The following is a 21,849-nucleotide window of genomic DNA, read 5'->3' as shown; positions in this document are numbered from 1 at the left end:
CGCCGAAGAGGGGGCAGGCTTCAGGGGAGGGTTCAGATGGTTCTGCGATGTGCTGGCTAACACTTCACCGGCAAGCCGGGCTCGCTCCGACAGGATGTCAGGGCGTTCATCTCTGAGGGAGCGGGCTTGCTCGCGAAGGCGTCAGGCCTTGCACCGCAATACTCAGGCCGAAGCAGGCATCGGCTGAAAACTGAAGTAGCGTTTCAACGCTTGCACCAGGTCGCCGAACTCCGGCGGTGCGCGTTGCAGGCTGAACCCGGCGTCGTAGTGCCGGGGGGTCGCGTCCTCGTGGCACCACAGGCAACAGGCCCTGAAGTCGATGACCTGCTGGCAGCCATCGGCCATGGGGATCTTCAGGCGCAACTCGAAATCGGCACCAATCATCATCGGCAACTGACTGATGAGCATCAGCCCGTCTTCGGAGACGTTGCCCAGGAACCCGATTGGCTTGTCGGTAACGCTGTTGAACACTTTCAGAAAATACGGCAGTTGATGCCGCTCGATCCGGCGGTCAGTGAACATGCTGAATTCGCTATGCAGGGCCCTTCGACAGGGCCGCACCCATGCTTCGGAACGGGCCGGCCTGCAAAGGCCTCGGCGCGCTCTCCCCGATCCCGGTGCGGCAGTCCATACGTCGCTGCCGCTTACTTCTGCCGATCACAGGTGTTGCCTCGGAAGGGAAACCCGTTCCACAACCGGTTTATTCGACTATAGCTCACCGTCGCCGCTGGGCCACCCTTGAATGACCAGCGTGATCAGAAGCGGGTCGGACGCACCGCAGCGGGGCTGCGCAACGGGTAATGCCCCAGCGACTGCAGGGTCTCCAGGCGAGCCCGGGCACGGTAGGCGTACTCGCTTTGCGGATAAGAGGCGATGATGAACTGGTAGGTTTGCCCCGCATCGACAAACAGTTTTTGCCGTTCCAGGCACAAACCACGCAACATCGAGACTTCCGGCCACACGTAAGACCGGGCACGGCTGGCGCGTTCGACCTTGGACAATTCGAGCGTCACCTGTTCGCAATTGCCACGGTCATAGGCGCTGTAGGCATTATTCAAATGGTGGTTCATCGACCAACGGGTGCAGCCCGTGACGCTGATAACGGCGAGGGCAAGGGCGGCAATGGGCACGAATCGCATGGGGGTTCTCCTGTCTTGCGCTCTGTATCGGCCCACCGCGCCAAATCTTCAATCGTCTATGGGTGTGAACGTGTGGGAAGTGCTCAGTTCACCAGAAATGTCCGAGTCGGCCCCGCCGCTCCGCCAGGAATCATCACCTTGGTGAACACCTTGTACCGTTCCGGGCCCTTGAGGGTCACTTCGCCCTCCCACGTGCCGTCACCTCGAACGTTGGTGGTCAGCATCGGTTTCAGATGGTCGCGCATATCGAAAACATTCGCTCTGCGGTTGGGTGTCCCCGTTCCGCGCATCTTGAAAGGACTGGTGACCAGTTCCCCCTCGGCCGGGTAAATGATCACTGCCGGTTCTTCATCTTGCGTCGTCATGGCGTTGTCTCCAGAAGACCGCCCGGTGTGGCGGTTCCCCAGTTTCACCCTGCGGGCGCGCCGCACCAGCTGTTAGAACTGCCAGTGCCGACGGACGGTAACGCGCCCTGTTTGTTCCCAAAAACAATTGAATAAGTAGTGCAGATGAACAATGACTACACCCCAAGAGCATAGTAGCCTCACTCAGCGCTAGAACTCAGGAGTCTTTGCATGTCCGCTCGTCGTACCAAAATCGTCGCCACCCTTGGCCCGGCCAGTAACTCGCCGGAAGTTCTCGAACAGCTGATCCTCGCTGGCCTGGACGTCGCCCGCCTGAACTTTTCCCACGGCACGCCCGACGAGCACAAGGCTCGCGCGAAGCTGGTGCGTGACCTCGCCGCCAAGCACGGCCGCTTCGTCGCCCTGCTGGGTGACCTGCAAGGCCCGAAGATCCGTATCGCCAAATTCGCCAACAAGAAGATCGAGCTGAAGATCGGTGACAGGTTCACCTTCTCCACCAGCCATCCGTTGACCGAAGGCAACCAGCAAGTGGTCGGCATCGACTACCCGGACCTGGTCAAGGATTGCGGCGTGGGCGACGAGCTGCTGCTCGACGACGGCCGTGTGGTGATGCGCGTCGAAACCGCCAGCGCCACCGAACTCAATTGCGTCGTGACCATTGGTGGCCCGCTGTCGGACCACAAGGGCATCAACCGTCGCGGCGGTGGCCTGACCGCCCCGGCCCTGACCGAAAAGGACAAGGCCGACATCAAGCTCGCCGCGGAAATGGAAGTCGACTACCTCGCCGTGTCCTTCCCGCGTGACGCTGCCGACATGGAATATGCCCGTCAACTGCGCGACGAGGCCGGCGGCACCGCCTGGCTGGTGGCGAAGATCGAACGCGCCGAAGCCGTGGCCGACGACGAAACCCTCGACGGCCTGATCAAGGCATCCGACGCGGTGATGGTGGCCCGTGGTGACCTGGGTGTGGAAATCGGTGACGCCGAGCTGGTGGGCATCCAGAAGAAAATCATTCTGCACGCACGTCGCCACAACAAGGCGGTGATCGTGGCGACCCAGATGATGGAGTCGATGATCCAGAACCCGATGCCGACCCGTGCCGAAGTGTCCGACGTGGCCAACGCCGTGCTCGACTACACCGACGCCGTGATGCTCTCGGCCGAAAGTGCTGCCGGTCTGTACCCGCTGGAAGCCGTGCAGGCCATGGCGCGCATCTGCGTCGGCGCGGAAAAGCACCCGACCAGCAAGACCTCCAGCCACCGCATCGGCAAAGAGTTCACGCGCTGTGACGAAAGCATCGCACTGGCCACCATGTACACCGCCAACCACTTCCCGGGTGTGAAGGCGATCATCGCGTTGACCGAAAGCGGCTATACCCCGCTGATCATGTCGCGTATCCGTTCGTCGGTGCCGATCTACGCGTTCACCCCGCACCGCGAAGCTCAGGCACGCGCTGCAATGTTCCGTGGCGTGTACACCATTCCGTTCGACCCGGCTTCGCTCGCGCCGAACGAAGTGAGCCAGAAGGCAATCGACGAGCTGGTCAAGCGTGGCGTGGTGGAAAAAGGCGACTGGGTCATCCTGACCAAGGGCGACAGCTACCACACCACCGGCGGCACCAACGGCATGAAGATCCTGCACGTGGGCGACCCGATGGTCTGAGTGACCGGTAGCCCGTCAAACCAAAGCCCCGCCCTGTGAATGGCGGGGCTTTTTTTGACCTTGAATGACACCGCTGGTCGTGACTGTCAGATGTGACAGTCACAAGCCCCCTCGAATTTGCTCTTCTGAGCGCTGCCAAGCCAACGCCTGAAGCGTTCAACCCGGGAGCAGCACCAGTGAAATCAGAAAGCACCTTTTCAAGCACCCATGCCGGACAGATAGACCCGACTTTTGGCGTCGACGGTCTGTTTACCCCTCCACTGCCTGATCCATCCGATCAAAAAGTCGTCATCAGTGGCATCACTCGCGACGCGGATGGAAGCTATTACTGCTCCTGCTCGTTGATGAACCGCAACGGCATGTTCGAATACGGGTGTTTCCACCTGACTCGACAGGGTGAACTGGACACCGGGTTTGGTACCAATGGCTATGCCAGGGGCGTGTTCCAAAAGGCAAGTGGCTATATCACCCACTCTTACGGCGATGAGATCGTCATCCAAAACATCGAGGGCGAGAAGAAAATACTGGTGGTCGGCGAGCTCATCGATAAAAACGGCATCTGGAAAAGCGCATTGGCCAGACTGAATGCAGACGGCAGCCTCGATACCCGTTACTCAAGGAACGGTATTTCGGTGATCACCTTGCCTCCGCTTGCCAACGATGCCGAGTCCGACCCGCCCGCCGATAAAAGGTCCGACGCCGGCACCGCTCAAGCGCACTCATTGCCTTTGCCCGACAACAAGGTCCTGCTGATTCGCAATTCGCAGTCCATGCAGAAGGATTTCGGGTACATCCTGAGAATCGATGAGCGAGGCAACCTCGACCCGACGTTCAACCAGTCGGGTTTCACCATCATCGACATCCCCGAGACGCCTGAAACGGATCTACTCAGTCTCCTGCGAACCGATGAGGGCAAGTACGTTGTCGCCGGCTATGTGTCTTACCCGCCCAATGAAAACGAAGCGCTGCTCGTCCAGCTCAATGCTGACGGCACATTCGATACCACGTTCAACGGCAAGGGCTACAGGATCGTCAGCCAACTGCCCGACACATCGCTGGTGCTGCAACAACTGACGACCCAACCCAACAAGCGCCTGTTGGGTATGGGTTTTGCCAAAACCGAGGTCAACGCGGGCCTGCTGGTCAGTCTCGAAAGCGACGGCACCTTCAATATCCAGTTCAACGGCGCCCAGCCACTGCAGACCCGTCTCGGCGGCGAGGCGACGCGCTGGTATGCGGGCAAGACCCAGCCCGATGGCCATGTGCTGATGGTGGGTTCGATCGGCTCGCGGTATAACCTGGTGGTCGCGCGGGTTCTGAGCAAGGGGGAAATTGACCCGACCTTTGGCCAGGGCACTGGGTACGTTCGTTTCGATGGCATGCTTTCATTCACCCGTCTGCCCGTCGTGTTCGAAGAAGACGGCAGTTTTGTGTTCGCCAGTTTCTACAGCACAGACGTCGAAAGGACGTTATGCATCGCCCGGGGCCTGATCGGCGGATGACCGGTAAAGCCTCGCCGTGAGAGGGATGGAAAGGCTCGCTCCCACGTTCGATTGCCGGTGTGGGAGCGAGCCTGCTCGCGATAGGGCCGGTACAGTCGATGACGACTCAACGCCGATTGATAAACCCCGACAACGCCGCCAACGCTTCCGGCGAGCGCAGCCGCTGGATGAACAACGCCCCCTCCTCTTCTATCGCCCGGCGCAACGGCTCGCGATCCGCAGCTTTCATCAGTTGTTTGCTGATGCGCACGGCTTCCGGCGGCAGGGAGTCGAAGCGCAGTGCCACCTCCCGGGCCTTGGCCAGTGCCTCCTCGCCGCTGCCCAGGGCTTCGGACGCAATGCCCCAGGCCGCCGCCTGCTCGCCATTGAAACCTTCGCCGAGCAGCAATAACTCGGCTGCCCTGGCGTGCCCGAGCAGGCGCGGCAGGATCAGGCTGGAGCCGAACTCCGGGCACAGACCGAGGTTGACGAACGGCATGCGCAATCGCGCATCGCGACTGACGTACACCAGGTCGCAATGCAGCAGCAGCGTCGTGCCGATGCCCACGGCGGCCCCGGCCACGGCAGCCACCACCGGCTTGCGACAATCGAGCAGGGCCAGCATGAAGCGGAACACCGGGCTGTCGAGGGCACTCGGGGGTTGCTCGAGGAAGTCGGCAATGTCGTTGCCGGAGGTGAAGCACTCACTGGAGCCGGTGATCAGCACGGCATTGACCTGCGGGTCGGCGTCTGCCTGTTTCAGCGCGTCGCCCAACTGGCTGTACATGGCGCGGGTCAGGGCGTTTTTCTTGTCGGGGCGGTTCAGGCGCAGGGTCAGCAGGCCGCGTTCGTGTTCGATCTGGATGGCATCGGTCATGGAAGGTCTCGCGTCTGAGAAGTCAGCGCTCAACCGCGGGGCAGGAAGACGTCGGCCAGCAGTTGGTTGCGCGGCAGTCCCGCCAGGTAAAGGCGCCGGGCGAAGGCGTCGACGCTGTCGGGGGAACCGCAGAGTAAGGCCTGGGTTTGCCGGGAAACAAGCCGCAGTTGCGCCAAAGCCGCCGGCAACTCGGTCGCGGTCCACAACTCGACGTGCAGGTTCGAGCGGCTGGCGGCCATGGCCTGCAGGGGCTTGGCCAGGTAGTGCGCCTCGGCGTCATGGGCCAGGTGAATCACCCGGATGTCGCCCTGGTGATCCTGGCGCAGGGCCTCGCGCAAGACCCCGAACAACGGGCCGAGCCCGGTCCCGGCCGCCAACAGCCAGAGCGGCCGGGTGTGCCAGTCGGGGTCGTAATGCAAGGCCCCGCCACGCAACTCGCCCAGGCGCATCCCGTCGCCGATGTGCAGCCGCCGCGCGGCATCGCTGAATGCGCCGGGTTGGCGACAATCGAGGTGGAATTCCAGAAAGCGGTCTTCTTCGGGCAGGCTGGCCAGCGAATACGGACGCGCCACCTGACCGGCCCACAACACCAGGTGCTGGCCGGCGCTGTAGCGCAACGGGCGTTGCGGGGTCAGGCGCAGGCGCAACACGTCGCGGCTCAACCAATCGACGGCGGCCACCTCGGCCGGGCGGCCGTCCTCGAGCGGATCGAAGGCGTGCACCTGCAAGTCCTCGACCACCTGACACTGGCACGCCAGGCGCCAGCCCTGCTGACGCTGTTCAACGCTCAGCGCATCGGGCCGGCTGTCGTCCGGCAACCCCTGGGTGCATTGCACCAGACACGCGTGGCAACTGCCGGCGCGGCAACTGTAGGGAACGGGCACACCGTTTCGATTCAAGGCGTCGAGCAGGTTACTGCCCGGTGCCACCGTCCATTGACGATCGCCGACCCGCAACTCAGGCATCGACGTTCTCCCACGCCGCCGCGCAACGGTTGCGGCCGTCGCGCTTGGCGCGATACAGCGCCTGATCGGCCCGTTGCAGGGCGTCGTCCAGATCGTCGCCCGGCATCAACAGGGTCATGCCACCCGACAGGCTGAGATTACCCACCGTCAGGCCAATCAACTGGACGTCGGTAAAGGCGATTCGCAGTCGCTCGCAACAGGCGGTCAGGCGTTCCGGGCTGCAATCGGGCAGCAGCACCACGAACTCTTCGCCGCCGTAGCGCGCCAGCACATCGCCTTCGCGCAGGCAGGCGCTGGCGACGCCGGCAAAGGCTTGCAGCACCTGGTCGCCGGCCGCGTGGCCATGCACGTCGTTGATGCGCTTGAAATGGTCGAGGTCGATCAGCGCCAGGCCGTGGACGACGTCCGGCTCCATGGTGTCGAGCTCACGGGACGCCAGGCGCAGGAAATGTCGGCGATTGAACAGCCCGGTCAATTCGTCGGTGGCCACCAGGTCTTCGAGTTGGCGCATCATGCCGCGCAGGGTGTCCTGATGCGCCTGCAAGGCGAAACGGCGCTGACGCATCCGCTGGCGCGAGGCCTGGACATGACGCGCATACAGCTCGAGCCAGACCAGCACGATGAACAGCACGCACACCTGCAACACCGCCAGCGCCGGATCGGCCAACTGGAAGTGGTAGGCCTCCCAGAGCGTGATCGCGCTGAAACTGAAAAACACCAGCAGCGCACACCGCGCAAAGGCCCGGCGCGACAGGTGAAACAACCCGAACAGCAGGATCAGCACATAGAACACCAGGAACGCGCCACGGGCCTCATCCAGGTGGGCGATCAGCCAGGATTGCCAGCCCAGCCCCAGCAGTACCTGCGCCTCGGTCAGGCTGGGGTCGGCAAAGCGCAGGTTCCAGCCACTGTAGAACACGGCGAACAAGGTCGCCTGACAGATGACCACCAGGGCACTGCCGACCGCGACGTTCGCCAGGGAATGAGGGTAGTGCCCGGTAAAAAAAGCCAGCCACAGCAACATCAGGGCCAGGGCATAGGTGCCGGCTGCGAGGGCAAAACGTTTGAGCAACAGGCGCTGGATGGCGTTATGGGTCAATCGTTGACTCACCGTGGGAAAGGAGGCTGAGCGAGTGTCCTGCTCCAAAGACCAGCTGCCACTTTAGTGGCGAGCCGGATAAATGACCATTCAATTTTTGACACCGCAGCGGTCAACAGTACCCGGTGGAAGCGGGCTTGGTCCGGGCGGCATTCCGACGAAAGCGTAGTGTCGGTCAATACCCTGCTGAATGTTCCAGCGCATTCGCGAGCCAGCCCGCTCCGCCCGAGCAATCCTGCCAGACCGCCCGCTCATGCGACCAATGAATAGCCGCCCGGACGTGTACCGCCCCTCGAGGCGCGGTATACTGCCGCGCCTTTTTAGCGTCGCGCCAGCAGCCCCGGCGTGCCTTGAAAGGTGCTGACAGTCGACCGATGCACCCAAACTGCCGGCACCTTATTGAATGTTCCCGTCTTTTAGAGGAGCGCGACTCATGACCGTGATCAAGCAAGACGACCTGATTCAGAGCGTTGCCGACGCCCTGCAATTCATTTCCTACTACCACCCCGTGGATTTCATCCAGGCGATGCACGAGGCCTACCTGCGCGAAGAATCGCCGGCTGCCCGTGATTCGATGGCGCAAATCCTGATCAACTCGCGCATGTGCGCCACCGGCCACCGCCCGATCTGCCAGGACACCGGCATCGTGACAGTGTTTGTCCGCGTCGGCATGGACGTGCGCTGGGATGGCGCCACCATGGGCCTGGACGACATGATCAACGAAGGCGTGCGTCGCGCCTACAACCTGCCGGAAAACGTCCTGCGTGCCTCGATCCTCGCCGACCCGGCAGGCGCTCGTAAAAACACCAAGGACAACACCCCTGCCGTGATCCATTACTCCATCGTTCCGGGTAACACCGTGGAAGTGGACGTGGCGGCCAAGGGCGGCGGTTCCGAGAACAAATCGAAAATGGCCATGCTCAACCCGTCCGACTCGATCGTCGACTGGGTCCTGAAGACCGTTCCGACCATGGGTGCCGGCTGGTGCCCACCGGGCATGCTCGGCATCGGCATTGGCGGTACCGCCGAGAAAGCCGCGGTGATGGCCAAGGAAGTGTTGATGGAATCCATCGACATTCACGAGCTGAAGGCCCGTGGCCCACAGAACCGCATCGAAGAAATGCGCCTGGAACTGTTCGAGAAGGTCAACCAGCTGGGCATCGGCGCCCAGGGCCTGGGCGGCCTGACCACCGTGCTCGACGTGAAGATCATGGACTACCCGACCCACGCCGCTTCGTTGCCGGTTTGCATGATCCCCAACTGCGCCGCCACCCGTCATGCCCACTTCGTGCTCGACGGTTCCGGCCCGGCCTCGCTGGAAGCGCCACCGCTGGATGCCTACCCGGAAATCGTCTGGGAAGCCGGCCCGTCGGCCCGTCGCGTCAACCTCGACACGCTGACCCCGGAAGACGTGCAGAGCTGGAAACCGGGTGAAACCATCCTGCTCAACGGCAAGATGCTCACCGGTCGCGACGCAGCGCACAAGCGCATGGTCGAGATGCTGAACAAGGGCGAAAGCCTGCCGGTGGACCTCAAGGGTCGCTTCATCTATTACGTCGGCCCGGTCGATCCGGTGCGCGAAGAAGTGGTTGGCCCGGCAGGCCCGACCACTGCGACGCGGATGGACAAGTTCACCCGTCAGATCCTCGAGCAGACTGGCCTGCTGGGCATGATCGGCAAGTCCGAGCGCGGCCCGACCGCCATCGACGCGATCAAGGACCACAAGGCCGTCTACCTGATGGCGGTGGGCGGCGCGGCTTACCTGGTGGCGCAAGCGATCAAGAAATCCCACGTGGTGGCCTTCGCCGAACTGGGCATGGAAGCGATCTACGAGTTCGAGGTCAAGGACATGCCGGTCACCGTTGCGGTCGACAGCAAGGGCGAATCGGTGCACATCACTGGCCCTGCCATCTGGCAGAAAAAGATCAGTGAAAACCTGGCGGTGGAAGTGCAGTAAGTTGCACTGAAACACCCCTGAAAACCGCCCCGCCGGCAACGACGGGGCGGTTTTTTTTCGCTATGGGAAAAGTGCCGTTTCATCGCTCACACCGCCGACCTGTCAGATGTGACAGGTCACAGCCTGCGCGTCCCCTGATAAGTTGACTGCTCGCATGTGTCCTTGTCAGGTGGAAACAGAAATGGCCACAGAAGAACAAAAAGGCACGATCAACATCACCGCCCCGACCCAGCCAAAAATTGGCGGCGCCATTGCCAGTTTTGGCGGCTGGGGGCCGGTGGGCACGACCGGTTCGGCGTCGCTGAACTTGCCACTGCCGATTTCCACCGCCCCCAACCGTGATCGGGTGCCGGCGCTGTCACTGGGCTACAGCAGCCATGTGGGCAACAGCCTGTTCGGCATGGGCTGGCATTTGACCGTCAATGCCATCACGTTGCGCACCAGCAAGGGCGTGCCGGTGTACGAAGCCAACAAGGACCTGATCATCGGCCCCGATGGCGAAACCTGGATGCCGGAGCTGGACAACCAGGGCGAACTGATCACCCGCCCGGACAAAATCGGCACCACGGCTTACCAGGTGATGGTGTACCACCCGAGGATCGAGGGCGGTTTCGCCAAGATCGAGCGCTGGGTCAATGACGACGACGTGGCCGGGTTCTGGAAGATCCAGAGCGCCGATGGCAACACCCATGTCTACGGCAAGACGCTGGATTCGCGTCGGGCCGAGCCCAGGGACGAGAGCCAGCCGCAGAAACCCGAACGGGTCGGGGTCTGGCTGCTGGACGAGACGGTCGACCCGCGCGGCCAGCACATTGTGTACGAGTACAAGGCCGACACGGGAGGGCCCGACGCCCACCAGGGCCGTGACTATCGCGCCCAACGCTATGTGCACCGGGTGCTCTATGGCAACGCACAGGCCGAAGCCGACCTGTATTGCCTGCAAGCCGGCGGTTGGGCCAGCGTGCAGTTCCTCTTTCACCTGCTGTTCGATTACGGCGAACGTGCCCACGACCTGACCCAGACACCGGTCTACGGCCCGCCGTATCTGGAGGATGGCGATCAGTTCGGCGAGTGGCTGGAGCGCAGCGATCCGTTCTGGAACTACGACTACGGGTTTGAGCTGGGCACCCGCCGCCTCTGTCGCCAGGTATTGATGTTTCACCACTTCCCCGTCGAGCTGGGCAGTGCCCCGGTCCTGGTGCAACGGCTGCTTCTGCAACACCGCCAGACGGCCCTCGGTTACAGCCAACTGACCGCCGCCCACCTCCAGGCCTACGACAACCAGGGCCAGGTCGAAAGCCGGCCACCGATGGAATTCAACTACGCGCCCTTCGATCTTGACGAAGGGCGTGCGCCAGGCTGGCAGGCGTTCCCGCAAATGCCGGGGCTCAACGACGGCCAGCGTTATCAAATGGCGGATTTGTACGGCAAAGGCATGCCGGGAATGCTGTGCCGCTACGACAAGGCCTGGTATTACCGCGAACCCTTGCGGGCGGACAGCCTGGGCGATGACGTGCGCTACGGCGAATTGAAGGCGTTGCCGTACATCCCGGTGGCCGACAGCAGCAAGTCGATTCGCCAGACCCTCAGCGACCTCAACGGTGACGGCAAGCTGGAATGGGGCCTGCACGCCCCCATGATCAATGGCTGCTTCACCCTGAACCCCGACCGCGAATGGTCGACGTTCATCCCCTTTAAAGCCTTTCCGCTGGAGTATTTTCATCCCCAGGCACAAATGGCCGACCTGGTCGGTGACGGCCGTACGCACGTGGCCCTGATCGGCAGCAACAGCGTGCGTCTGTACACCAACCTGGGGGACGACAACGGTTTCACCGTCGGCAGGAACGTGCCCCACGACGAAGACGATGTCTTGCCCGCGCCGGGCGATTGGGAAACAGAAGTCGTGGGATTCAGCGATGTACTGGGCAGCGGCAAGCAGCACTTGTTCCGCCTGCGTCACGATAGCCTGGAATGCTGGCCCAACCTCGGTCACGGGCGTTTCGGCAAGCGCATCGTGCTCGACTCGCCGACCTTCGCCTACGCCGATTTCAGTGCCGCACGGGTCCTGCTGGCGGACCTGGACGGTTCCGGCGCCACCGACCTGATCTACCTGGAATCGGACTGCATGCGCGTGTTCATGAACCGCTGCGGCCAGGGCTTCGCCGCCGAATCCGTCGACGTGCCCTGGCCCGAAGGCGTGCGCTACGACCGCCTGTGCCAGGTCACCACCGCGGATCTGCTGGGGCTGGGCTGTACCAGTGTGATCCTGACCAAACCGCACATGACTGCGCAACACTGGCGCTGTGACTTCGTGCGCGCCAAGCCCTACCTGGTCAATCGCAGCAATAACAACATGGGGGCACTGAGCCTCATCGACTATCGCAGCTCGGCCCAGGAATTCCTCGACGAAGAATACCAACAGCACCTCATCGACAAGGACCGGGTGGTGGAGTCCGGCGTGCCGTTCGCCATGCACCTGGTCAAACGCCAGACCCAGGTCGATGAAATCACCGGTAATCGACTGACCCAGCTCATCAGCTACCGACAGGGTTACTACGACCCCCACGAGCGCGAGTTCCGAGGCTTCGGCCTGTTGCTGCAGACCGACACCGAAGCCACCCCAGCGCAACGGGCGAGCGAAGGGTTCACCGCACCGATCCTGCACAAGACCTGGTTTCACATTGGCAAGTTCATCGATCAGGCAAGGGATGGCTACTACGCCGACGACACCGAAGCGCAGGCCCTGCGAGCGACCCGACTGGAGCGCTTTCACCTGCGCGACCGGGCCGCCGAACCGTTCGAACCGGACGCGCCCACCGCCCGCGAGATTGCCCGTGCGCTGAGCGGATCGGTGCTGCGCACCGAAGTGTTCGCGGCGGATGACCCACAGGTGCCCTATACCGTGGCTGAACATCGCTATCAGGTGCGCCTGCTGCGCGCCAAAGGCGAGCATGACCTTTACAGCGTGCTGCAACCCATGGCCCTGGAATCGATCAGCTATCAATATGAACCGCAAATGCCGGACGACCCTCGTTGCGAACACACGCTGAACCTGAGATGGGACGAGTTTGGCGATGTGATCCACAAGTTCGTCGTTTATTACGCGCGGCGCCGAACCGACGCCGCCCCCCCCTTCGACGACGAGCACGAAAACCGCTACTGGACGGACGCCCACGATCCGGCCCAGCAATGCTGGTACCTGACCGAAGTGAAAACCCAGTACGCCCATGTGTATGACGAAGCGACCTGGAAACCGGGGATGCCCTACCGGCTGGGCTTGCCCTACCGGGAACGCATCAATGCCCTGGTGCTGGACAAGGCCCAACTGAAAAGCGAAGACATCAGCCACGATAACTTCGTCGAGTGGAGCGAGGACGACGGCGAGTGGGCCAGGCAATCGGTGCTCGCCGGCCTGTCCATGCAGTTCTACCTCGAGCCTGGCACCAACCAGTTACTGCCCAAGGGCGTGGCCACCGTGCAGGCGCTGTCCGGCTACGTCGAGATCGCCGAACTGGATGCCCATGCGCTGAGCGCCTATGACAAGCTCAAGGATGAAGACGGCAACATGCCGTTCAACCTGAAGGAGAAGCTCGAATCCCCGGAGGTCGGTTACCACATCATGGACCTGTTCCTGCCGGAAGTTGAGCAGCCGGTCCCGGATGATCCGGACGAGGCGAAGAACTACCTGTGGTCAATCCGTCGCGGGTTCCCGCATTACATGGGCGCGCCGTGGTTCTACAACGTGGACCGCTTCCAGCAGACCAAAAGCCACGGCATCACCAACGTCGCGTACGACCGGCATATGTGTGTCCACGTTGCGATTGAATTGCCGGACGGCTGCGTCACGCAAATCGTTGACCTCGATTACCGCACCTTTCTCCCCCAAGCCATCCTGGACCCCAACCAGAATACCCAGGAAGCGCGGTACAACGCGTTCGGCGAACCCCTGGTGACCAGCTTTTACGGCACGGAAATGGGTGAGGAGGTCGGCTTCCATTCACTGGACGACTATGAGCGACCCGAGGACCGCAGCCCGGCACACGCCATCGAAACGCCCAGGCTCGCCATCGGCAATTACGCCATGGCCATGTTCAGCGATGCCTTCAGCTGGATGGGCCGTGTTCCGGCCACTCAATCTCCCCAGGGCGAATGGTTCGACTGGGCGCTGGCGGCAGGTTTCGTGTTACCCGACGGACACCTGTGCGATCGTGCTCGCCAGCACTTGTCGCAGGTGACGGCCCCGGACGCACACGAACAACTGCTGCAGCAATACGTCGACGACGCCCACCGCGAACCGGTGCACGTCGCGACGTTGCAGGCCGATCGTTATCCAGGAGACCCGGAGTTGCAGATCCGCATCGCCATCCTCCATCAGGACGGCTTCAGCCGTGTGTTGCAGGCCAAACAGGAAGTCGAGCCCGGCAAGGCGTGGGTGGTGGCAGACGACGGCACGCTGAAACTCAAGGACGGCGTACCGGAAGAAGCCGAAGCCGTCCGGCGCTGGCGGGTCAGCGAACCGGTCGAATACAACAACAAGGGCGAGAAAGTGCGGATCTACCGGCCCTACTTCGCCGACAGCTTTCGGCGCATCCAGGACCAGTCGCTGCGCGAATTCCAGTATCACGACAAGCAGTTCTACGACGCCGCCGGGCGGCCGACCCAGACCATCCTGGCAAAAAAAATGCCCCAGGGCCCGGACGCCGAACTCAAACCCTTGCGCCGGGAACAGCAGTACCGCATCTGGTACAGCATCCACTTCGACGAAAACGATCTGTTCGAGGCACCGCCGACCACTGCACGACGAAACCCCTGGACGCGACATTAACCCAGGTCAATACGACCCGAGTGAGCGAACCGGACAATGACCACTGGCGCCAGATAGCCCGCATGCTATCTTGCGCCTCCCATCACCCGGCTCGACTCGCGTCCCATGATTCCGACTTACCGTGCCCTGCGCTTGACGGTCTACACCCTGCTGATCCTCGCCGGCACCGTGATCGCCGCCACCCTGGCCATGCGTCACGCCGAGCGTCAGGCGCTGGTGGAAGATGCTGCCCGGGCCAGTCAGCAATTGGGCTTGTACGCCACCTCCCTGCACACCCTGATCGAACGTTACCGCGCCCTGCCCGCCGTGCTGGCGCTGGATCCGGAGTTGCGTTCGGCACTCAAGGGGCCGGTCACGGGCGAACAGCAGGACGCGCTGAACCGCAAGCTGGAACAAATCAACGGCGCGGCGCAATCCTCGACCCTCGAATTGCTCGACCACACCGGGCTCGCCGTGGCGGCCAGCAACTGGCGCCTGTCCAGCAGCTACGTCGGCCACAACTACGGTTTCCGTCCGTACTTCAACCAGACCCGCACCCAGGGCACCGGGCGCTTTTATGCGGTGGGGGTGACCAGCGGGATTCCGGGTTACTTCCTGTCCAGCGCGGTCACCGGTGACGATGGCCAGTTCCTCGGAGCGATGGTGGTCAAGCTCGAATTTCCCGAACTTGAGCGCGAGTGGCGCCAGGGCAGCGATACCTTGCTGGTCAGCGATGCCCGCGGGATCGTGTTCATCGCCAACCAGCCGGGCTGGCGTTATCGCCTGCTGAACCCGTTGAGCGACAGCGATCACGCCGAACTCAAGACCACCCGCCAGTACGACAAGCAGCCGCTGACCGTGCTCGAGCATCAGTCGCTGCGCCGTTTCGACGACAACAGTCAACTGGCACGGGTCGACGGCCCGGATGGCAACGCCGACTACCTGTGGGAATCCCTGCCGTTGAGTACCGAGGGCTGGACCCTGCACCTGCTGCGCCGTCCGCAGGTCGCCTTCGAAGACACGCGCAACGCCGCGCTCGCCGCCGCCGGTGTGTGGCTGACCCTGGTGTTCCTGCTGCTGTTTCTCTCCCAGCGCTGGCGCCTGGCGAAAATGCGCCAGCGCAGCCGCGAGGAACTCGAACGCCTGGTGGAAGAACGTACCCGCGACCTGCGCACTGCCCAGGACGGCCTGGTGCAATCGGCCAAGCTCGCGGCGCTGGGGCAGATGTCGGCGGCGCTGGCCCATGAAATCAACCAGCCGCTGACCGCACAACGCATGCAGTTGGCAACCTTGCGCCTGCTGCTCGATCACGGCCGCGTGGACGACGCCTACAAGGCGTTGAAACCGGTGGATGAGATGCTGACGCGCATGGCCGCCCTCACCGGCCACCTGAAAACCTTCGCCCGCAAGAGCCCCAGCGGCTTGCGCGAACGCCTGGACCTGGCCGCGGTGGTCGATCAATCCCTGCAATTGCTCGACACCCGCCTGCGCGACGAACAGGTCAGCACCGTGCTGCACCTGACTCGGCCGGCGTGGGTGCGCGGCGATGCGATCCGCCTGGAACAGGTGCTGATCAACCTGCTGCGCAACGCCCTGGACGCGATGCAGGACGTCCCCTGCAAACGTCTGGAAATCCGCCTCGAAGCCGACGATCATCTGTGGCGCCTGAGTGTGATCGACAACGGCAGCGGCATCGCCGAGGAAAATCTGGCGAAAGTCTTCGACCCGTTTTTCACCACCAAACCGGTGGGCGATGGCCTGGGCATCGGCCTGGCCGTATCCTTCGCCATCGTGCACGAATCGGGCGGCCGCCTGAGCGCCGACAATCATGCCAACGGCGCGGTCTTTGCCCTCACCCTGCCCATCGATCCGGAGGCGCCTGCCCCATGCTCAATTCAGTGATGGTGGTCGACGACGAGAGCAGCATCCGCAGCGCCGTCGAACAATGGCTGAGCCTGTCGGGGTTCGAGGTTCAGCTGTTCAGCCGCGCCGAAGATTGCCTGGCACAATTGCCCCGGCATTTCCCCGGCGTGATCCTCAGCGATGTGCGCATGCCCGGCATGAGCGGCCTGGAGTTGCTGGCCGAAGTCCAGCGCCGCGATGCCGATTTGCCGATGATCCTGCTGACGGGCCACGGCGATGTGCCGATGGCGGTCGATGCGATGCGCGATGGCGCCTACGATTTCCTGGAAAAGCCCTTCAGCCCCGAAACCCTGCTCGGCAGCCTGCGTCGCGCCCTGGACAAGCGGCGCCTGGTCCTGGAAAACCGCGCACTGCACGAGCAGGCGGACAACCGCGCCAGGCTCGACGTGACATTGCTGGGCGTGTCCCGTGGCTTGCAGACCTTGCGCCAGCAGGTGCTGGACCTGGCGACGCTGCCGGTGAATGTGTTGATCCGCGGCGAAACCGGCAGCGGCAAGGAGCTGGTCGCCCGTTGCCTGCATGATTTCGGCCCCCGCGCCGAGCGGCCGTTTGTCGCGCTCAATTGCGCAGCGATCCCCGAGCAGTTGTTCGAGGCCGAACTGTTCGGCCACGAAAGCGGCGCGTTCACTGGCGCCCAAGGCAAGCGCATCGGCAAGCTCGAATACGCCGATGGCGGCACCTTGTTCCTCGACGAAATCGAAAGCATGCCCCTGGCCCAGCAGGTGAAACTGCTGCGGGTGTTGCAGGAGCAGAAGCTGGAGCGCCTGGGTTCGAACCAGAGCATCCGTGTGGACCTGCGCATCATCGCCGCGACCAAACCCGACCTGCTCGACGAAGCACGGGCCGGGCGTTTTCGCGAAGACCTGGCCTATCGGCTGAACGTGGCCGAGCTGAGGCTGCCACCGTTGCGCGAGCGCCGCGAGGACATTCCCCTGTTGTACGAATCGTTCGCCCGTCACGCCGCCGAGCGCCTGGGTCGCAGCGTTGCCCCGCTGAGCGGCGCGCAGTTGAGCCGACTGCTCAGCCACGACTGGCCGGGCAATGTGCGCGAACTGGCGAACGTCGCCGAGCGGCAGGTGCTGGGGTTGGGCGAGCCGGAACCGGTGGGCGTCGAGCCGGGGCAATCGCTGGCGGCGCAGCAGGAAGCGTTCGAAGCGCAATGCCTGCGCGCGGCGCTGACCCGGCACAAGGGCGACGTGAAGGCGGTGCTCGAGGAACTGCAACTGCCGCGCCGGACCTTCAATGAAAAGATGCAGCGGCACGGGTTGACCCGGGAGACGTTTCTTTAGCCTCCTGGCCGACCTCATCCCGATGAGGCCGGCAAAGACGACAGACCACCCGACAAATAAGCAACTTTCCGCTCACGCCCCGCCCGCCATGAGCGGATTTCCGCCGACCGAAGTCTCGACACCCCTCTAAACCGGCCCTCCGCCCCTTGGCACAGCTCCTGCTATAGCTCCCGCAGGCTGCGTTTAAACACGCCCCACTAAAAACAATTAAACGAAGGATCCTTCAATGGATAACTCCAACACCCTGCCCCTTGGGTCGGCTGCCGTGGCCGCTCAACCACGAACCACCGCCAGCCGGATCAAATCGATCTTCAGCGGCTCGGTCGGCAACATGGTCGAGTGGTACGACTGGTACGTCTATGCCGCCTTCTCCCTGTACTTCGCCAAGACCTTTTTCCCCAAAGGCGACACCACTGCGCAACTGCTCAACACCGCCGCGATTTTCGCCGTGGGCTTCCTGATGCGCCCGATCGGTGGCTGGCTGATGGGCCTCTACGCCGACCGCGCCGGTCGCAAACGCGCGCTGATGGCCTCGGTGTACCTGATGTGCTTCGGTTCGCTGCTGATCGCCCTGAGCCCGGGTTATGAAACCATCGGCATCGGCGCGCCGATCCTGCTGGTGTTCGCCCGTCTGCTGCAGGGCCTGTCGGTGGGTGGCGAGTACGGCACCTCGGCGACTTACCTGAGCGAGATGGCCACCAAGGAGCGTCGCGGCTTCTTCTCCAGCTTCCAGTACGTGACCCTGATCTCCGGCCAGCTCATCGCGCTGGGCGTGCTGATCGTGTTGCAGAACTTCCTGACCACCGAGCAGCTGTATGCCTGGGGCTGGCGCATCCCGTTCGCCATCGGCGCGCTGTGTGCCGTGGTCGCGCTGTACCTGCGTCGTGGCATGGAAGAGACCGAGTCGTTCACCAAGAAAGACAAGGCCAAGGAAAGCGCCATGCGCACCTTGCTGCGTCATCCGAAGGAACTGTTGACCGTGGTCGGCCTGACCATGGGCGGTACCCTGGCGTTCTACACCTACACCACCTACATGCAGAAATACCTGGTGAACACCGTCGGCATGAGCATCTCCGACTCCACCACCATTTCCGCCGCCACACTGTTCCTGTTCATGTGCCTGCAACCGGTCATCGGTGGCCTGTCGGACAAGATCGGCCGACGTCCGATCCTGATCGCCTTCGGCGTGCTCGGGACGATTTTCACCGTGCCGATCCTGATGACCCTGCACACCATCCAGACCTGGTGGGGCGCATTCTTCCTGATCATGGCGGCGCTGATCATCGTCAGCGGCTATACCTCGATCAACGCCGTAGTGAAGGCTGAGCTGTTTCCAACCGAAATCCGCGCCCTGGGCGTCGGCCTGCCGTACGCACTGACCGTATCGATCTTCGGCGGCACCGCCGAATACGTCGCGCTGTGGTTCAAGAGCATCGGCATGGAAACCGGCTACTACTGGTACGTCACCGCGTGCATTGCCGTGTCGCTGCTGGTGTACATCACCATGAAAGACACCCGCAAACATTCGCGGATCGTCACCGACTAAGTGGCGACACGCGACAAAAAAGGGGCAGACCTTGACGGGGCTGCCCCTTTTTCATTGGCACGCTCCCGCCGTTGAACGCGGGCTGGAAATCAGGGGATCGTCCTTGCACTATTGACGTCCCGAACCCAGCCTGGAAATCCCTCCATGTCCGATGACATCCACTATTACGAACCCGCCAACGGCCACGGCCTGCCGCACGATCCGTTCAACGCCATCGTCGGCCCGCGCCCCATCGGCTGGATTTCTTCCCAGGATGCCAGTGGTCGCCTGAACCTGGCGCCCTACAGTTTCTTCAACGCCTTCAACTACATTCCGCCGATCATCGGCTTCTCCAGCGTCGGGCGCAAAGACAGCCTGAACAACATCGAACAGACTGGCGAGTTCGCCTGGAACCTGGCGACCCGGCCGCTGGCCGAGCAGATGAACCAGAGCTGTGCGATGGTTGGCCCCGAGGTCGATGAGTTCGCATTGTCCGGGCTGACGCCCGTGGCCTCGAAAATCATCCAGGTGCCGCGTGTGGCCGAAAGCCCGGTATCCTTCGAGTGCAAGGTCACGCAGATCATCCAGCTGCAGCGGGCCGACGGCAACGTGGTGCCGAGCTGGCTGATCCTCGGTGAGGTGGTGGCCGTGCACATCGCCAGGTGGCTGCTCAAGGACGGGGTGTACGACACCGCCGCGGCAGAACCGATCCTGCGCGGGGGCGGCCCGGCCGATTACTTTCAGCTGGGGCCTGAGGCCTTGTTCAAGATGGTCCGCCCGGGGGCGGTCAGGTAGCGACCCTTCGAGCTACCAGATCAGCTCGCCTTCTTCACCGACGCCCTTGAGGCGGGTCAGCTCCACGGCAGCGGCGGCGTCCGCTTCCATAGCGGTCTTGAAGGTCTGGTCTTCCAGCAATTTGTTGAAGCGCGGCGCGCCCGCGCCACCGATCTGTTTGGTGGCGATCGCCGCGTAGTAGCCGCCCTCACGGGGAACGACGGCGGAGACGGCTTCGAAGTGGTCAAAGGCTTTGCGTGCCATGTCGCGGATCCTGGCTGAGGAAAAGTCGAGTCATTAAACCCTCAACCAGCCATTTTGTGTACCCAGGACTGGGTCTGGCCCAATGCCTGGGCGGTGGACACTTCTTTAAAGGTATGAAAATCCAGGCTATCGACCACCAGCTCCTGCACCAGCTCAGCAAAAATCTGCATGGCCGGCGTGCTGAAGTACGCGGTCATGGCCTGCTGATGCGTCCAGAAACCGGACACCAGCCACAGCTGCGGATCGCATTGCGAATGTTGCAGGGAAAAACTCAGGCAGCCAGGGGCGATGCGCGTGGGTTCGATCAGGGCACTGAGGCGCGCCCCCAGTTCCGTGGAGCGTCCGGCGCGAGCGCGGACAAAAGCCATGTGACTGACGGGGATCTGCGTAGACATGTTCAACCCTCCCAGGTACTCGGGTGGCAGCCATGGGACGGGCTGCGACAGGATCAAAGGTTAAGCGCCCGGGCGCCGTTCCGTTAGTCGATTCCTGCCGGCTTGTTGCACATTCCTGCGAAGCTGTCTTGGCTACCTGTAACAATGTGTAAATCCTGTCACAGGTCTGAAACACGACTTTCAAGCAAGTATTCCCGGTGCAGGGTGGTCAAAAGCGCTGTTCCCTTGCACGCCGTGCAGAATCAGGCAAGCATTTCGCAGGATGTGTCTACCGCTGCGTCTTGCACAAACTTAAGCTCAGCTCATTCCCACCGCTGCTCCGAGGATGCCTCGCATGTCGTCGCTCGATCACTTTCAAGCCCCGCTGGATACCGAGATGGAGAAACAGCGCACGGAACTGGCGGCCATCATCAGTCGCTATACGATGGACGATGGCAATTATGCGACTGCCGTCGATTCGCTGTTCATGTCCAGGTACAGCAAGTCCCATGACTTTGCCCCGGTGCTGGCGCAACCGGCCCTGTGCATCATGGCGCAGGGGCGCAAAGAGGTCAGGCTGTCCGATGAGTACTTCAATTACGACCCGTTGAATTACCTGGTGGTGTCGGTCTCGATGCCACTGAGCGGTCGGGTGGTGAACGTCACGTCGCAGGAGCCGATCCTTGCCATACGCCTGGACATCGACCCCAGCGAAATCAATGCGCTGATCGCCGACGCCGGCCCCCTGGGCGTACCGACCCGCCCGACCGGACGCGGCCTGTACGTCGAGCGGATCGACGCGGCCATGCTCGACGCCGTGCTGCGCCTGGCCCGGTTGCTCGATACGCCGAAAGACATCGCCATGCTCGCACCGCTGATCCGCCGGGAAATTTTCTATCGGCTGCTGCGCAGCCCGCAGGGCCATCGGCTGTACGAAATCGCCATCGCCAATAGTCAGAGCCACCGCATCAGCCAGGCCATCAAGTGGCTCAACGGCAATTTCGAGCAGCCGTTGCGCATCGATGACCTGGCCCGGGAAGTGAACCTGAGCGTGTCGACCCTGCATCACCGATTCAAGGCCATGACGGCGATGAGTCCGCTGCAGTATCAGAAACAACTGCGCTTGCAGGAGGCCCGGCGGCTGATGCTGGCCGAAGGATTGGAGGCGTCGGCGGCGGGCTATCGCGTCGGGTATGAAAGCCCTTCGCAGTTCAGCCGCGAGTACAGCCGATTGTTCGGCGCGCCACCGCTCCGGGATCTGGCGCGGTTGCGGCTGTCGGTTTGATTTAGCCTCGGCGGTTTGGCTGAGGGCTCTTTCGCGGGCGAGCCCGCGAAGAGACCGGCACGGTCA

17 protein-coding genes are annotated in these 21,849 nt (G+C 62.7%); 9 read left to right on the top strand and 8 right to left on the bottom strand.

The genetic code is table 11. The features are described from left to right. Positions 1–162: 162 nt before the first annotated feature. The 3 genes from IB249_RS13655 to IB249_RS13645 form a co-directional block, all read right to left on the bottom strand. Positions 163–522 carry a PilZ domain-containing protein gene (locus IB249_RS13655; protein WP_192305481.1) on the bottom strand — a complete coding sequence of 120 codons (360 nt, stop codon included), beginning with the start codon at positions 520–522 and terminating at the stop codon, positions 163–165. A gap of 233 nt (positions 523–755) precedes the next feature. Then, positions 756–1,139, bottom strand: a complete 384-nt coding sequence (locus IB249_RS13650; protein WP_192305479.1) for a tetratricopeptide repeat protein — start codon at positions 1,137–1,139, stop codon at positions 756–758. Positions 1,140–1,222: 83 nt separating this feature from the next. Next, positions 1,223–1,504, bottom strand: a complete 282-nt coding sequence (locus IB249_RS13645; RefSeq protein WP_192305477.1) for a hypothetical protein — start codon at positions 1,502–1,504, stop codon at positions 1,223–1,225. A 210-nt stretch (positions 1,505–1,714) separates the two neighbouring features. On the opposite strand from IB249_RS13645, the gene pyk reads away from it, so the two are divergent. Together pyk and IB249_RS13635 are read left to right on the top strand one after the other, a co-directional pair. Continuing rightward, the gene (pyk, locus tag IB249_RS13640; protein WP_192305475.1) at positions 1,715–3,166 is read left to right on the top strand and encodes a pyruvate kinase; all 1,452 of its coding nucleotides are present in this window, start codon (positions 1,715–1,717) and stop codon (positions 3,164–3,166) included. 176 nt (positions 3,167–3,342) lie between these two features. Beyond that, positions 3,343–4,668, top strand: a complete 1,326-nt coding sequence (locus tag IB249_RS13635; protein ID WP_192305472.1) for a hypothetical protein — start codon at positions 3,343–3,345, stop codon at positions 4,666–4,668. Between the two features lie 106 nt (positions 4,669–4,774). On the opposite strand, the gene IB249_RS13630 is transcribed toward IB249_RS13635, so the two are convergent. From IB249_RS13630 to IB249_RS13620, 3 genes are read right to left on the bottom strand one after another with little or no spacing between them, the layout of a single operon-like run. Further along, positions 4,775–5,524 carry an enoyl-CoA hydratase-related protein gene (locus IB249_RS13630; RefSeq protein WP_192305470.1) on the bottom strand — a complete coding sequence of 250 codons (750 nt, stop codon included), beginning with the start codon at positions 5,522–5,524 and terminating at the stop codon, positions 4,775–4,777. Positions 5,525–5,553: 29 nt separating this feature from the next. Further along, entirely contained in the window at positions 5,554–6,489 is a 936-nt protein-coding gene (locus IB249_RS13625) for an iron-sulfur-binding ferredoxin reductase (protein ID WP_192305468.1), read from the bottom strand. Continuing rightward, positions 6,482–7,588, bottom strand: a complete 1,107-nt coding sequence (locus tag IB249_RS13620) for a sensor domain-containing diguanylate cyclase (RefSeq protein ID WP_192305466.1) — start codon at positions 7,586–7,588, stop codon at positions 6,482–6,484. Before IB249_RS13620 ends, IB249_RS13625 begins: the two co-directional genes overlap by 8 nt. 433 nt (positions 7,589–8,021) lie before the next feature. Here IB249_RS13620 and IB249_RS13615 point away from each other — a divergent pair, with 433 nt between their 5' ends. The 6 genes from IB249_RS13615 (at position 8,022) to IB249_RS13590 (ending at position 19,881) form a co-directional block, all read left to right on the top strand. Further along, entirely contained in the window at positions 8,022–9,545 is a 1,524-nt protein-coding gene (locus tag IB249_RS13615; protein WP_192305464.1) for a fumarate hydratase, read from the top strand. Between the two features lie 181 nt (positions 9,546–9,726). Continuing rightward, complete coding sequence (locus tag IB249_RS13610; protein WP_192305462.1) at positions 9,727–14,370, top strand: SpvB/TcaC N-terminal domain-containing protein; 4,644 nt, start codon at positions 9,727–9,729, stop codon at positions 14,368–14,370. 105 nt (positions 14,371–14,475) lie between these two features. Beyond that, positions 14,476–16,251 carry a sensor histidine kinase gene (locus IB249_RS13605; protein WP_192305460.1) on the top strand — a complete coding sequence of 592 codons (1,776 nt, stop codon included), beginning with the start codon at positions 14,476–14,478 and terminating at the stop codon, positions 16,249–16,251. Then, complete coding sequence (locus tag IB249_RS13600; protein WP_192305458.1) at positions 16,236–17,561, top strand: sigma-54-dependent transcriptional regulator; 1,326 nt, start codon at positions 16,236–16,238, stop codon at positions 17,559–17,561. Before IB249_RS13605 ends, IB249_RS13600 begins: the two co-directional genes overlap by 16 nt. 226 nt (positions 17,562–17,787) lie before the next feature. After that, on the top strand, positions 17,788–19,107 hold the full coding sequence (locus IB249_RS13595) for an MFS transporter (RefSeq protein WP_192305456.1): 1,320 nt from the start codon (positions 17,788–17,790) through the stop codon (positions 19,105–19,107). Between the two features lie 144 nt (positions 19,108–19,251). Continuing rightward, positions 19,252–19,881: a flavin reductase family protein gene (locus tag IB249_RS13590; RefSeq protein WP_192305454.1), complete on the top strand. Its 630-nt coding sequence runs from the start codon at positions 19,252–19,254 to the stop codon at positions 19,879–19,881. Positions 19,882–19,893: 12 nt separating this feature from the next. Here the strand turns inward: IB249_RS13590 and IB249_RS13585 are convergent, their stop codons facing one another. Together IB249_RS13585 and IB249_RS13580 are read right to left on the bottom strand one after the other, a co-directional pair. Then, a complete protein-coding gene (locus IB249_RS13585; RefSeq protein WP_192305452.1) occupies positions 19,894–20,124 on the bottom strand; it encodes a hypothetical protein in 231 nt (76 codons plus the stop codon). Between the two features lie 41 nt (positions 20,125–20,165). Beyond that, positions 20,166–20,519 (bottom strand): putative quinol monooxygenase, encoded by a 354-nt coding sequence (locus IB249_RS13580; protein WP_192305450.1) that lies wholly within the window; start codon positions 20,517–20,519, stop codon positions 20,166–20,168. A 334-nt stretch (positions 20,520–20,853) separates the two neighbouring features. Here IB249_RS13580 and IB249_RS13575 point away from each other — a divergent pair, with 334 nt between their 5' ends. Beyond that, positions 20,854–21,783, top strand: a complete 930-nt coding sequence (locus IB249_RS13575) for an AraC family transcriptional regulator (RefSeq protein ID WP_192305448.1) — start codon at positions 20,854–20,856, stop codon at positions 21,781–21,783. Positions 21,784–21,849: the final 66 nt, after the last annotated feature.

This window comes from Pseudomonas sp. PDM04 (genome assembly GCF_014851765.1).
Taxonomy (GTDB): domain Bacteria; phylum Pseudomonadota; class Gammaproteobacteria; order Pseudomonadales; family Pseudomonadaceae; genus Aquipseudomonas.
The sequence above is the reverse complement of the archived record's forward strand: the minus strand, read 5'-3'. Positions and strand labels throughout refer to the sequence as shown.